This window comes from Pseudarthrobacter ribosi (assembly GCF_055412865.1).
Window position 1 is genome coordinate 21,887 of the sequence record NZ_JBVAYZ010000004.1, and the last position, 15,141, is coordinate 37,027.

Here is a 15,141-nt window from a genome sequence, read left to right on the forward strand (position 1 = left end):
ATGGAACCAATGATGGTTCGGGAATCATGGGCTGGGACGGCATCGCCGCTTAGCAAGTTTGTTGCTTCAGAAACTGAGAGCGCGCTCAATGCATATAGGGCCCGCCCGGACCTCATTCGCGAACACAGTAACATCGAGGCCGCCATCTCGCAGGGTGGGTACGGTCGTAAACAGCTCAACGAGCTGATTCAGAACGCGGCCGACGCCATCAACGCGCCAGGAGGCCGAATCCGAGCCGTCCTGACGAAGGACGCGCTGTACTGCGCGAACGAAGGACAGCCCTTCACCGAGGCTGGATTTCGCACCCTCATGCTCTCCCACTCCTCGGAGAAAAGGGATGAAGAGATCGGCCGCTTCGGGTTGGGATTCAAGTCAGTTATCCAGGTAACTGACAGCCCCCAGATCTTCAGCAGGAGCGGGTCCGTCTCATGGAGTCAGGAAAACAGCCGCGAAGCACTCCAGAATCTTTACGCCGGGCTGGCGACGTACCCCATACTGCGCCTAGCAAGTGCCGTCGACCCCTACGTGGAGGCGGAGAGCGACGACGTTCTCCAGGAGCTTTTTCAATGGGCCTCAACTGTCGTCAAGCTTCCGCTGACGGGTAGCGTCAGCTGGCTGTCAGATGAAATGAAAAAATTCCCTGAAGAGTTCCTCCTCTTCTCCGACAAGATTGGCTCGCTGGAATTCGAGGATAGGGTCCAAGACTACTCAGTCACCTGGACAGCCGACCGGGATGAAAACCGTGTCAGCCTCAACAACGGTGTCTCAAACAGCGACTGGCTCATTTTCCGACACAAGCACGAAGTCAGCACCCAGGCTGAGGTCGAGGCAGGAAGTATCGTTGCACGCCAGCATGTTGATGTGACCTGGGCTGTACCAATGACGGGCAACCAGCGCGGCAAGCTGGGACGGTTCTGGAACTACTTCCCGACGCAGCACGAAACTTCGCTGCGCGGGATCGTGAACGCTGCCTTCAAAATGAACGAAGACCGCCACAGCATGCTAGAAACCCTTTACAATCGGGAGATCCTCACCCGGACAATTCCGCGTATGGTGGCCAGCGCCCTCAACGACCTCAGCACTCCGGACGATCCGTCCTTCTTTCTCGATATTCTGCCGTCTCGCGATAAGGAGTCGAATTCGTGGGCCGACTCTGTGATCAACAAACCCATCTTTGAGATTTTGCCATTCGCCCCGTGTCTGCCGGACAGATCAGGCGTACTGCGGCTCCCAAGCGAAATCAAGGTTCAGCCGGTACTGGAAGAAGCCACACGACTCATCTCTCTCTGGGACTCATGGGTTCCAATGGACCGGCACTGGCTTCACGCGTCGGCCTTGCGAGGACGGGAATCACAGGTCGTGCGCATTTTGAAGGAAGCGAATCTCAAGCGCGCGTCCATTGAGGAGTGGCTGGAAGAAGTTGTCGTGGGTGGAGAGCTCCAGGATTACGAGAACGCGCTGCAGATAGCGGCGATGATCGACAAGTCCTACACCGATTACCGGGCCGCAATGCGGCGAAGCCGAATTGTGCTGATGTCCGACGGCAGCGTCGAACCACCAATCATTTCACGGGTCTTCCTTCCCATGAAGGCCGACGACGAGTCGGCCAACGTTGTGTCATACGAACTTATGCATCACGGGAATGCGAACAGCTTCCTTCGTTCGCTAGACCTTCAAGCCCAAGACGGCCGGGGCATCGTCAGCCGGGTAGCTAGCGACGTTGCTCAAGATTACTTAGATCCAGAGCTGGCCGGATCCCTTTGGAAACTAACTCGGTCACTCGCCGTTCCGGAAAGCCTCTCCATACTGAATGAGAGGACGGAACCTGCAAGAATTCTGGTTCGCTGCCGCGATCATAACTGGCGTCAGCTTGGTGATGTTTGGCTACCGGGTGGATTGATTCCCCAAACCAACATAGGGGATGAGCCTGTTCTTGTGGACGACCAGTTTCACGCCAACGACATCGCCCTACTGCGCAACCTGGGCGCACGAACGACCCTTGCGGAAGCGAAGATGATCCGAGCCGGGGGCACATACGATCTGTGGAAAACCCGGGAGGCTGGCCGCCTTTCCGACCAGTCGCGCAATGGACCGGCCCGTCTTTCAGAGGCCGGGATCCGATTCAGCCAGGCCTTGACTACGGATGGTCTTCACCTCTTGGCTGATGCGTCAGCATCGACCCGCGCGAAGGTCACGCGAACTATTCTTAGCCGGCCACAGTACCCAACCAAAGTCGAGTTCAGCAGCGGCTTCCGGGCCGCTGAGACCATCGACGGACCGGACCTTTGGTGGGTCAAGAACCACGGCGCCTTTGATACGCCGCTGGGGCTGGTAGACACCAACAAATGTGTCGGGCAAGTCGAGGGGATTCCCACGGACTATTTGCCCTTTCCTGGTGAGGAGGAAGCGAAAGCGTTAGGTCTACCGACCGACGTACGCAAGATCCAATGGAGTTTCGTCTATTCACTTGCTGAGCAACACCTACCCATGCTGCAAGTCCACGAACTCTATGGGGCTCTCGCTGTCCTCGACGTACGTCCACCGAAGGAGCTTCTAACTCCTCTGAGTGGGGGACGAAACACGCGGTACCTTACTTCAGACGTAGTTCTGGCAGTGGGCCCCGCTTCCCGAGACTATCTCGTAGAGACAGCTGGCGTTCCTGTTCTCTACACCGGTCACCCGGATCTCGATGAAGCGCTCACAGAGCGTTGGGGTCTCAAACCGATCATCGTCGAGTTCCATACCTCAGCCCGCGCCACGCCCATAGAAGGCGAAGCACCAGAAAGTATCAAATCGCGGTTTCCGTTTCTCAAGCGTGCAGCTAGTGAAGTTACGGTTCAGACCTTGTGTGTTCCTTGCGCCTCCGTCGATGAAGTCCGCACGAATAGCTTCGACTCACGTTCCGAAGCCACGCCGAAGGCGTCTTATCTCCAAGACGGGGTGCTGTACTACCGTGCCCCCCAGGGCGAGCAGGCATTGCTGACAACCATACTCGGCGCCTTTGGCAGTAAGAAGATCGCCTCGCAAGTCATGCAGACGATGCGCCAGCTTAAGAAGGATGATGCGGCAAACACACGCATCATCAACGCCAACAAGCAAAAGACGGACGCAGGTAAGATCGCTGAGTTGGTCGGTCGCGACACGCTTCGGAAGCTCATTCCGGACGCGGTTATGAAGATGCTAGACGCACGAGACCTAGAGCTAACAGACGAGCGGATGTTCGAAATCGTCAGTAGATTGCACGGCAGCAGTCTTCTCAAGGTGCTTAAGCCTGCGCTTTCCGAGGCAGGCATCGAAGCACCGGACCAGTTCCGTGGCGGCCGTACAGCCCAGGAGTTCGTGAAGGAGCTCGGGTTCTCCCCGGCCATGGCTGGCGAATCAATCAAGAAGAAGCCGGAACGCGAGGAGTTTGTTGGACCGGTGGGTTTGAACCCACTTCACCAATATCAGGAGACAACCAGCAAGAAGATCGACGACCTCCTCGCCGGGCATACCAAGCACAGCCGCGGCTTGGTTCAGTTGCCCACAGGCGCCGGCAAGACACGCGTAGCCGTCGAATCCGTGATCCGAGATATCAAAGCAACGCCGAAGGATGACCACCGCCTGGTCATCTGGATTGCCCAATCTGAAGAACTCTGCGAGCAGGCCATCGAAACGTGGACGTACGTATGGCAGGCGGCGGGAGCACCCGGCGAGCGAATGGCGGTGAGCCGGCTTTGGGGTGGGAACAGCGCCATCCGAGAAGAAACCAAACTCCATCTCGTCGTCGCAACCATTCAAACGCTCGCCAGCATCCAGCAGAACCGTCGCTCCATGTACGAATGGATGTCTGATCCCGACCTGGTCATCATCGATGAAGCCCATGGGGCGACCGCCACTTCATACACCCCGGTTCTTTCCTGGTTTGGCCGCTCATTCACCGAAAAGTCCCGGTCGCTGCTTGGTCTTTCGGCCACTCCGTACCGGGGTACTAACGAGAAGGAGACTGAGCGACTGGTTGCCAGATTCGGACGTAATCTCATCGAGCCAGATGAGTTCAGCGCGGAGAACGCCCACGAGTACCTCCAAGGCATGGGCGTTCTAGCGAAGGTGAACCACGAAGAGCTGAAGGGTATCGAGCTCAAGCTGAAGGACATGCGCTCGGCAACAGACGAGGATTCCCAAAGTGCCATGCTTGAGGCCCGCATCGACCTCCAGCAAGTAGCGGACAGCACCCAGCGAAACGAAGCCATTCTGGACCACATCAAGGCTTCGGAAACGAAGGGGCCGACCCTGGTCTTCGCCGCTTCGGTAGAGCATGCCGAGGCCCTCGCAGCTGTCCTGTCTGTCGAAGGCATTCCGGCAGCCGCTATCTCCGGCAAGACCGATCTGGGCCACCGGCGTTCAATCATCGAGGACTTCCGCAACGGAAAGATCCGCGTGCTGACCAACTTCGATGTTCTTACCCAGGGCTTCGACGCACCCAAGGTCGACGCCGTGTATGTCTGCCGGCCGACGTTTTCTCCCAACAAATACATCCAGATGATCGGCCGAGGTCTCCGCGGACCGCTCAACGGAGGAAGCGAAGAAGTCCTGATCGTCAACGTAAAGGACAATTTGGACCAGTACGGTCAGCAGCTGGCGTTTACCCAGCTGGACTATTTGTGGAAGAGCGAGGCGATAAGTGCTCGCTGAGATTGAGCTCGACGAAAGTCAGCGAGCAGTCGCGGACGCGGAGCCTGATGCGCGGATGTTCGTCACGGCTGCGGCCGGCCAAGGTAAGACTGAGGTCCTTCTTGCCCGAGTGAAGACCCTGGTAGCAGATGGCCTAAATCCTGCCGACGAAATTCTGGTGTTGAGCTTTTCCCGGGCCGCAGTCGAGGCGGTCAGAAAAAGGGCGCGGATCCATGACCTCGATGGTCTTCAGATCCGCACTTTCGACTCCTTTGCAGCGCAGATTCTGATCGACATGGACGAGGATACTCTGGGCGACAGTTTTGACGCCCAGATTCGAAAAGCCACGAAATACATCGCGGGCGAGGAAACGCCCGATCGAATCACGTACCTGAAGCACATCATGGTGGACGAGGCACAAGACCTCGTCGGCGATCGGGCGGAGCTGGTGAAAGCGCTTTTTTCCGCGGCTGGAGACGAACTCGGCATCACCGTCCTCGGCGACTCCCTGCAAGGTATCTACGACTTCCAGCTGGACGAGTCGGAATCGAAGCTAAGTTCCAACGAGTTGATTCAGTGGCTCATTGACGATTTCGGAGCCCATCACGAAACTCTCGAGCACCACTATAGAGCGGAGACCGAACGGACGAGAGAACTGATTTCTGTTGGTGACGCCATCAGAAGCCTCGACACCCTCGACGGAGTCGACGTTGAGAAGGCGCATAGACTGCTCGACGACTTTCGACTGCAATCGTGCAGCACCTCCGTGCTCCACGAGTCCGGCGCCCTTAGTCCATATGGGGGCGGCACGACGGCCCTCCTATGTTCAACGAACTACGAGGTCCTTGTCGCGAGCGAGCTCCTATGGGAAAACGGCTATCCGCACCTGATCCGGCGCAGGGCACAGGAGATGAGCGTAGCCCCCTGGGTTCACCACGTCTTCAAAGATCTGGAAGATCGGACTTACGACTCAAGCGAGATTAAGTCCAGGCTGCACGAACTATTCGGCGATGATGCGGGCGATCGCTGGCTTGCGCTGAAGACCGCAGAGGGAAATTTCACGGCCTACGACTCACTGAACGTGCCGCAGCTCAGCCAGCGGCTCCGCAGCCGGTCCGTTCCCCTGACCCTGACCGTGGATGACGCATCGCCTCTAGTCATCTCGACCGTCCACCGGGCGAAGGGCCTTGAGTTCACGAACGTCCTCTACCTCCAGCCGCCATCCGGTGCGCCAGCGGCAAAAATAAACTCGGACACGTTGAAACAGAAATACGTGGCTCTCAGCCGTGCTCGCGAAGAGATCATTTCCACCAAGCTCCCAAAAAACTTACTCAAACGGATGGAATCCGTAAACGGGCGCTGGCTGGAGAAGGCGTACGGAAAAACCGGGCCGTACACGGACCGCATGGAATTCACTAATTCGGACATTGATGATCTGTCCCCCTACTACCCGGCAACCGGAGACGCCCAAGGGGTACAGAACAACCTCGTCCTCGATGAACTTCTGGGCGAGATAGTGTCCGGAACTCGCCAGGGAGACGAACCTGGCCCCGGCGAGATCCCGCGGTACGTTCTCACCACCGGCGATGGAAAGGTGCTAGGTCGAACGAGTCAATCGTTCGGATATGACCTCAAAAGATCCTTCGGTTTTAAGTACAGCCGGAACTGGAAATGGCCCGTGGGCTTCACAGGCGCGCGCGTGACCTCGATCGAATGCGCCACCGGGCACCCGGAAGAAACAAGGCTCTCGGGCCTAGGGGCATCGGGCATGTGGCTCGTGCCCCGCCTCACCGGTCTTATCCGCCAGATCCGCGACTAGGAGAATTCATTGTCAGTATTGAACGCCAAATACGCATTTCGACGCGAAATGGTGGACCGCTTGGTCACCGATTTGTACGGCCCAGTATCTCCGGACGAGCTGATCACTGAGCGGCCCCTCGAACGGTACGTCACCGGTGTGTTGTGGCCAGCGGCCGACGAAAGTTACGTTGAGGCGCCAGACGAGCCCGAATCCGTGTCTGCTGTGTCCGGTGAAGCCTCAGTCGACAGCCCGGTGGCGAACGCACGGCTGACCTACCCGAGCAGCGTGGGCATGACGGTCTCCGTCGACACCCGTCTATCGTCCTCACTTCAGGTTTCGCTGGCCGCGGCCCGGTATTCACCCGTGCAAACCGACCGTCAGAGCGGAAGCAAAAAGCGTGACGTGTATGACTGGCAGCGACAGGCAGCCGACCTAGGTCCGGTCGACGTTGATCTGGCTTCCCCAGGTCCCCAGCACCATTTACTCGAGGGGGGTGCGCTTGAACTGTATGCATTGGTCCGCCCGGCGGAAGACAAAGTTGTGACGGTGACCGTAGTTCTCCGAAACACCCAGCCGAAGCCGGGCGCTTCCGAGGACAAAGACGTTGCCTGCTGGTTCCAGGCCGGTCTGACCGTCCGCACCGAGCGGCCCGCGTTGGTTGATCGTTCCAAGCTTCGCCTGGACCTCCCCACGGACCCGGATCTGGCTTCCTCAGAATTGCTCTACCGAAACCACATGGTTTTCGGCGCCGGTCACGGCTGTGCTGTTGAAGTTAAGGACGTCGACGTCGAAAATCGGCTCTGCCAACGCGTCGCCACAACCTTTGTCCCCCGGCAGGACGTCCACCGCTCCATGGCCGGAGGAAGCGACGCCAACCTGTCACTTTCGCTCCTGGGTTCCGCCACTCGGAAAGAGGTCGTTGCTCAACTGACCCAGCTGGCCAAGGACTACTCGTCGTGGATCGAAGCCACTACCGGCTCAATGACCGCCGACGGGCCATCCCATGTCCCTGAGCACCTACGGGGCATTGGTACTGACCACATGAATCGGGCCGCAGAAGCGCACAAAAGAATCGCCGCCGGCATCAGCCTCCTGGCGACGGACGACGATGCCTTCGAGGCATTCCAGCTGGCCAACAAGGCGATGCACATGCAGCGCTCACGCCAGGACTGGGTCCGCAAGGGCGCACAAGGCGAGTTTGCACTTGGCGAACAGTCATGGCGTCCGTTCCAGATTGCATTCGTCCTCATCAACCTGCCATCCGTCACGAATGATCAGCATCCTGACCGCGACGTCGCTGACTTGTTGTGGTTCCCCACCGGTGGCGGCAAGACCGAGGCGTATCTTGGCTTGATCGCCTACCTCCTCCTGCTACGCCGCTTGCGGGACACCAACATACGCGGCGTCGCCGTGATCATGCGCTACACCCTGCGGCTCTTGACCATCCAGCAGTTCGAGCGCGCAGCCATGCTCATCTGTTCACTCGAATCCGTACGACAGCAGAACGAGGGACGCATCGGGAATGAGCCCTTCGGCATCGGGCTATGGGTCGGTGGCGGCGCGACGCCCAACGACATTGGTACGGCCAAGACGAATCTCGCCAAGCTGAGGAGAAATGAAGACGTAGTTGAGGGAAACCCTCGACAGATCGAAGCTTGCCCCTGGTGCGGAACTCGGCTCACCGTGGATGATTACCGGATCGTCAAGGTCCCCTATGAACGCATGATCGTGAGCTGCGCCAACAAGCAGTGCCAGTTCGTGGACGGTCTGCCGGTCCACATCATCGATACCGATGTCTACCGGGAGCGGCCCGAGCTCGTGATCGGGACCGTGGACAAGTTCGCTGGCATGTCCTGGAGGGGTGAAGTCTCTACACTCTTTGGACGCAACTCAGCATCCGACATTGGCCCCGACCTGATCATTCAGGATGAACTTCACCTGATCTCCGGCCCACTCGGATCAACCGTAGGCCTGTTTGAAACTGCGGTCGACCTGGCGGCAGGCGGAATAAATCGTCCCGGTGGTTCGGCTCATCGTAAGCCGAAAATCATTGCCTCCACGGCAACCATCCGCAGAGCAGAGCAGCAAATCCGTTCCGTCTTCAACCGAGGCTCAAGCCTTTTCCCGCCGCCCGGGCTCGACCCGGACGACTCGTTCTTCGCGGAGAAGGCGCCATCAAATGAGTACGGCAGTCGGCAGTACGTCGGGGTCCTGGCCTCGGGTACAAGCCATGCGACGCTGATGGTCCGCACGTACGCCTCGCTGCTCCACTCGGCCACCGTCATCGACGCCGCAGAGGAAGCGGACCGCGACCCGTACTGGACGCTCGTGGGCTACTTCAACAGCCTCCGTGTTCTGGGCTCGGCATATCTTCAGGTCTACGACGACGTTCGCGCCCGGCTGACCCTGCTGGCAAAACGCGATGAACGCAACTCGTCCCGAACCATCCAGCTCAGCGAATTAACTAGTCGCGTCGAAAACCACAAGATCCCTGAAGCGCTCAAGTCCCTCGAGAAAAGTCTGATGAGCGAACTCAAGCCAGAGGACGTTGTGCTTGCCACCAACATGATCTCCGTTGGCCTCGACGTGGACCGGCTGGGCCTCATGGCTGTCATGGGTCAGCCTCAGTCCAGCGCCGAATATATCCAGGCAACCAGCCGGGTCGGACGGCAGCACCCGGGTCTGGTCGTGACAATCTTCAACGCCGCCCGAACCCGGGACCGATCGCACTACGAGTCGTTTAACGACTTCCACGGGGCCCTCTACCGGGCTGTGGAGGCCACCAGCGCCACGCCCTTCGCAGCCCGTTCCCGCGACCGCGGTCTTCACGCCACGTTGGTGTCGGCGCTGCGGATGCTCGTCCCGGAACTCCGAGTTGTGGCTGGCCAGGTACGTGTTGAATCCCATGTTGTCGATCAGATCATGTCCCTAATCGGGGACAGGGTGGAAGCCATAGATCCGGAGGAATCCGAGGCAACGCGCGAAGAACTAGAGCGGCTCCTGAACATCTGGCGGAAGGCCGCTCTTGCCGACGCTGACCTGCCGTATCAGGCAACGAAAAAATCCCCGCAGGCACTACTTATCGATTCAAGCAAGGCCCTTGAGGACCCTGACTTCGTCTACAGCACGAGCACCATCCCATGGCCAACGCCGCGGAGCATGCGCGATGTAGATGCCGAAACGACCCTCCGCCCGGCCCCCCTAAGGAAGGACGCCTCCCTTGGCTAAGAAGACATACGCCGCCCGGCGCAGCCAGCTGATCTCTACGTTCGGCGTCGGAAGCCTCTTCCCAGCAGAAAACAACAGCTTCATGATCACGAGCATCGATCAATGGGACAAGAAGCATCTCAAACCGGTCAGCGAACCTCGTCTGGCCCGGAGTCTGCATGTTTCCCAGCTGCTGCTGCCACCCGCCGGCGCCCGGGGCAAGATTCCGGTCGTGCGCTTTCCCCAGATTCTTATCTGCCCTAACTGCGATCGAATCGGCACGGTCAAACAGCTGCAGGCCTCATACGAGGATCCCAAGTGTGGTCTGTGCAAGTCGCTGGCACCGCTGACGCCATCCCGTTTTGTCATCGCTTGCGAAGACGGGCACATCGATGATTTCCCCTACGCGTACTGGGTCCACGGTTACTCACCAAATGACGATGCCGAGCATCTGCTGAGTCTCGCGTCCGAGGGCCGCACATCCTCGCTGGCCGACATGGTTGTGCGTTGCTCATGCGGCAAATCTCGGACCATGGCGGATGCGTTCAACTCGATCGCGCTCAGGGAAATGAAGTGCCAGGGGAACCGCCCATGGCTTGGATGGGGCTATCGGGAACGGGAGTGCGGGAAACCGCCCAAGACTGTCCAGCGTGGTGCGTCCAACGTCTGGTTTCCCGTTGTTCGTTCTGCAATCTCCATTCCGCCCTATTCCGAGTTTCTGTCCAAGGTCGTCACGGCTAACGCTTCACAGCTAAGCAAACCACAGGCACTCGATCCTGGCTCCACCTGGGTGCTTGAAGGAATCGTAGAGAGCTTTGACGGCCGTTTTTCCGTCGACGAGCTCCGCGCAGAAATAAAGCGCCAGTTCCACGGAAGCGACGAGATCGAGCTGTCCGAGGACCAACTGCGCGAGCAGGAATTCATGGCGCTGATGAACGGCCGCCGAGACAGCCCGGACACAGACTTTGTGGCCGAGAAAGTTGCTGTACCCGAGTCGCATAACCACTGGATCAAGGCAACTCGAAAAGTCACGCGCCTCCGGGAGGTTCGGGCGCTCTATGGCTTCAGCCGGTTGCACCCCCGGAGTGAAGACAACCCCGAGGCCAAGCCTTCTCCGCTGTTTCCCGACGACAACCGTCAGGACTGGCTGCCTGCAATTGAAACCCTGGGTGAGGGCTTGTTCATTGCACTCGACCGGCAACAGGTCGAGGCATGGGCGGAAACAGACTTCGCAGCCGGAAGGGAGAAAACGCTCCGGTACAACGTGAAACGTGCAGCCGAACAACGTGGCCAAGATCCGGTCCCGGTAAGCATCGTGGAAACCCTGATTCATACACTCTCCCACATCGTCATCGACCAGCTTTCGTTGGACGCGGGATATCCAGCATCCTCCATCCGCGAACGCCTCTACGTCGGACAGGATCAGGTCGGCGTGCTGTTGTACACGGCGTCCTCTGACTCCGCCGGCAGTCTGGGCGGCATCGCGGCCCAGGCTGGCCCCGGCCGCCTGGGTGCTGCCCTCGACGAGGGCCTGTTCAGGACATCATGGTGCTCTGCTGATCCTGTCTGCATTGAATCCCGGGGTTCCGGCACGGACGCCCGGAACCTCGCTGCCTGTCACTGCTGTGTGCTGGTCCCGGAAACCAGTTGCGAACTATTCAATTCGAACCTCGACCGCGGAACTCTGTTTGGGGTGCATGGGCAGATCGGTCTCGGGTTCAGAGACTGGGCTGAGCTGAATCCCATTCAATCGTCGGGCAATGCGGCCAATAGTCAGGACGCCGTTGCCGACGGTGTCCCAGAGAGAGTCCGCCAGAGTCCGTGGCTCACTGTTTTTGCTGAGTCTGGCCCAAGCCTGCGCGAGCTCATTTCCGAGCTTGTTGAGGCCGACGTCGATCCCGGCGATTGGGGCGCTGACATCGGCCCGGATAACCAGTGGCAGATCGATCTCTCCTGGGCCGGCGCACGCGTCGCCGTCCTGGAGGACAGAGACGAGGAACGGGACGACTGGCTGGCCGAGGAAGGCTGGACGATCTACCACACCGATGACTTCTCCCCCGGCGATCTAGCCGACAAGCTGGCCGAAAAGGCTTACTGAGGACCCGTGGGGGTCGGACCTCCGACCCCCCACAGCTCCACGTCTTAATCCAGGAAGTACTCGTAGCTCAGCGGCTTCAGATTCTCCGGCGAGGGCCGCCAATCCGGGTAGACGCTCATCGTCCCGTCGTCGGTGGCGATAGAACCATCGAGGTGGCGCTCCCACCGGATATCCGCCACAACAACCAAGTCCGTTAGGCCATAGTCATTCGCGTGCGTAACCTCGTTGCGCGTCAGAATGACCTTCTGGACGTATCCCTGAGAGCCCTTTACTTCTACGTGCCGCTCTTCGTCACCGCGCTTGGCGAGCAAATCGTAAGACCGGTAGGCTCCGACGTCTTCGACGCTGTACCCGGCTGCCTCGTAGTGAGCAGTCGCCTGCCGGACTGCCTGCATCTCAATGGCCTTCTTCAATATCGGGTCAGCACAGAAACCCGCGTAGCGCTGCTTGACACCGTTCTGTCCCCCGACGGGCGGCGCAACGAGCGGAATGTCGAATCCGCCCCAGTCGCTGTCGGGCAGCAGACCATAGACCACTTTGATTACTTCCGAGGGCAGTTTGAAGAGATAGCCTTGATTTGGTTTGAGTCCGCTAGTGGGATGCTTCTGGAACGGAAAGTAGATGGTGAGGCCGGCCGTGTCCGTAAAGTCGCGTTCAAGGTCGCTTTTGACGCCCAGAATGTCTTCCTGGTGGTCCGCCCGAAGGTCTGTCAGCAGGTAGGGCCGGGGAAGCGCGGTGTACTTCGTGAGAGGAATCGTGTTGGCAGGCTTACCGAACCAGTCCCCCGCCCGGGGCTGCAGCTCGCCCGCCACAATCGAGGCGCCGTACATCCCCGATTTGAAGCCCATGGGATTGTTTTTCCCCACCCAGTGAAGAACGACATCGCCAATTCGAACATCGTGCATCAGTTCGTATCGGGACGTATCGGGAGCGATGAGCTCGCTCCCCCAGGTGTCCACGTTGACCAGTTCCATCCAGTAGCGCTGCGAAGCGTCGCCGTCCCACCAACGCGCCTTTTTCCCAACCCCACTAACCGTCATTAGTCCCCCAAATGGTTGTCACTGATATTCGTAAGTATTGAAACTACTTTGTACCAAGCAGCTCTGACGGTTTCCCGCTCCACGACACAACCAAGCCGTCGCGTGCGCGTGTTGCCGCGACATAGAGCAGCGAGCGTTCACGGAGAATTGCGTCGTCCTGCTCGGCTGGCGCCAAGCCCCTGACCTGATAGGACGCCGGTAGCGTTTGGTCCGAAATCCCAAAGAGAACCACCCGCGTGAATTCCATGCCCTTCGACCGGTGCATGGTCATTACTGATGGCACACCAGGCACCGTCGCTGCACCGGCCGTCCTGGCTTCGAGATGGCGTTCATTCAGTCCGTTGATGACTTTACCGATCTGGAAATTGGAGCGGACCAGGATTCCGACAGTCTCTAGCGGCACTCCTTCGTCTTTCCACCTCCGCAGATAGTCAGTAAGGTTATCCAGTTCCTCAGCGATCGAAGCGGACGCTATTTCTTCCGGCGCTGGCCCCACCCGCGAAGAGGTATAGCCATTAATTGACTCCTGATCACCTTCAATATCCGTCACCGGTGCCCCGCTAAGAAGTCCGACGGCGTACGCCAGGTTCTGCTGGGTGGTGCGGTAATTGAGAGTCAACCGGCGTGAACGGCCCACGATGCCGATCCCGAAGCGGGACAACGGGACCTTCTGCCCGTAGATGCGCTGGTGCGAATCCTCGGCGATGAAGAGGTCATCCGGCCCCTGCTGGACGAGCTCCCGCAGAAACAGCCAGTGACCGGCGTGCAAGTCTTGGGCTTCATCGATCAGTACATGATCAACAAGGCGTGCTCCGCTGGCCTCGGCACGCTGGCGAAGCACGAGAGCAGCTAGGTGCGCCAACTCCACGAACGAAGCGTGCATTTCTATCCGGTTGTAGTACCGGTAGGCTTCAACGACTTTCCAGACAGCAAGCCGTTTCGCCCGGTTCAAGGCCGTGCCGCGGCCAGCGCGGGGCACCTTAAGGTATTCGTCCTTGCCGCTGATGAAGTTGGGCAGGATCACCGTCTCGTACTCCTGCTGGAGGAACGTCGGATTGGCGAGCTCGAGCTCCAACGGGTGGTCGACGTCAGCCAGGGCTGACTCCCACTGCTGGCGGGCACTGTCAGCGTCCAGAATCTTCCCCGGGGCAGAGATCTCGAGCCCGAAAAGATCCTTCATGGCGCGGCGCTGCTCGATTTCCTGAGCCCCGCGAAACACTTTGCTGACGAGTGAATCAACTCCGGAAATATAAATTCCGGGTGCTCCTGGCTTTGCCGCCCGTGGAAGGGCGGCATCCAGCTTTGCCAACCCGCTTTCCAGCGAGTCAGCAAGGGTCGTCGTGTAGGTAGTAAGGACAACCCGGGACGCCGGTTCAGCCGCCGCCAGCATCCGGGCGCGGTGAAGTAGGACCACCGTCTTGCCGGTTCCGGCACCGCCCGACAGACGGAACGAGCCGTTGTAATGGCGTTCCGAATAGACACGCTGTTCAGGATGCAGGAACGTGCGCCAGGAATCGAAGTCCCCACCCTCGATAACCTTCTTGAGCTCGTCCGAGTTGTCACCCACGAACGTGAATTGCATCTTCGTGGCGGGATGCTCCAGTGACTTCCGGATCTTCTCCTCTTCTGTCGCCTGCGGGTCGTCCACGTAGCGGCTCAGCGCCAGCTTGTCCTGGACTTCCTGCACGGAGGTGCCGGCAGCCAGTTCCAGGAGCGCAGTCGCCTGCCATTCCGGCGCCTCGTCCAGTACGTCCAGGAGATCTTCGTCCGAGGACGCGGCGAATGCCCGACCCACAAGATCTGCGGCGAGGCCGAGCTCCGAGATCAATCCTGCGGGACTCATGCCGCACCCCAGAAGCGGGTTCGTCCAAGGTTCGGCCGTCTCTCCGCGAGGCGACCCGGGCTCCTCCCCCGGAACCTGAGACTTGACGTCGGGCTCCGGCGCCGGGGCATCAGGAACAACTGGCGCCAATGAAGGAAAGCTCGGGACAGGGGGCGTACCGCCGTCAGGCGTGGATGCCCGGATGACCTCCAGGACGCCGTTCACCGAGTTCACCTGAAGCACGCTGGACCGGGCGATGTCGATTGCCTCGTCGTGTGGCCATGCGCCGTAGTAAAAGTAGTGCGGGATGGTGTCGAAAGCGACTTTGAAGAGCACGGCGCGGTAGTTGAGATCGATCCGGCCCGTCCGCACGCGGGGGTCCGCGGGCGTGTGCATCGGTTCAATGTGAAGCCCGGGCGCGGTGTCGTCCTTCTGGAGCTTCTCGAAGAAGGAGTACACCTTGTTCTTCATGGTGCCGTCGATCTTGTCCTTCTGCTTGATCCATGTCACCAGCGCCATA

At 59.3% G+C, this 15,141-nt stretch carries 6 protein-coding genes; 4 read left to right on the top strand and 2 right to left on the bottom strand.

Annotated elements, in window-relative coordinates:
- From ACZYZ5_RS05295 to drmB, 4 genes are read left to right on the top strand one after another with little or no spacing between them, the layout of a single operon-like run.
- Entirely contained in the window at nt 1–4,674 is a 4,674-nt protein-coding gene (locus tag ACZYZ5_RS05295) for a DEAD/DEAH box helicase (protein WP_463899768.1), read from the top strand.
- On the top strand, nt 4,664–6,472 hold the full coding sequence (locus tag ACZYZ5_RS05300; protein WP_463899769.1) for a UvrD-helicase domain-containing protein: 1,809 nt from the start codon (nt 4,664–4,666) through the stop codon (nt 6,470–6,472). Before ACZYZ5_RS05295 ends, ACZYZ5_RS05300 begins: the two co-directional genes overlap by 11 nt.
- Before the next feature lie 9 nt (nt 6,473–6,481).
- On the top strand, nt 6,482–9,682 hold the full coding sequence (locus ACZYZ5_RS05305) for a helicase-related protein (RefSeq protein ID WP_463899772.1): 3,201 nt from the start codon (nt 6,482–6,484) through the stop codon (nt 9,680–9,682).
- Nucleotides 9,675–11,759, top strand: coding sequence for a DrmB family protein (drmB, locus tag ACZYZ5_RS05310; protein WP_463899773.1), 2,085 nt, complete (start codon nt 9,675–9,677; stop codon nt 11,757–11,759). The genes ACZYZ5_RS05305 and drmB overlap by 8 nt, the downstream gene beginning before the upstream one ends.
- Before the next feature lie 44 nt (nt 11,760–11,803).
- Here drmB and ACZYZ5_RS05315 read toward each other — a convergent pair whose 3' ends face one another.
- Nucleotides 11,804–12,733, bottom strand: coding sequence for a protein NO VEIN domain-containing protein (locus tag ACZYZ5_RS05315; RefSeq protein WP_463899774.1), 930 nt, complete (start codon nt 12,731–12,733; stop codon nt 11,804–11,806).
- A gap of 109 nt (nt 12,734–12,842) precedes the next feature.
- On the bottom strand, nt 12,843–15,140 hold the full coding sequence (locus tag ACZYZ5_RS05320; RefSeq protein ID WP_463899777.1) for a 3'-5' exonuclease: 2,298 nt from the start codon (nt 15,138–15,140) through the stop codon (nt 12,843–12,845).
- Nucleotide 15,141 lies beyond the last annotated feature (1 nt).

Bases quoted from the DNA above. Each gene is read 5' to 3' on its own strand.
- ACZYZ5_RS05295 (WP_463899768.1), top strand. From the start codon at position 1: ATGGAACCAATGATGGTTCGGGAATCATGGGCTGGGACGGCATCGCCG.
- ACZYZ5_RS05315 (WP_463899774.1), bottom strand. From the start codon at position 12,733: ATGGAACTGGTCAACGTGGACACCTGGGGGAGCGAGCTCATCGCTCCC.
- ACZYZ5_RS05320 (WP_463899777.1), bottom strand. From the start codon at position 15,140: ATGGCGCTGGTGACATGGATCAAGCAGAAGGACAAGATCGACGGCACC.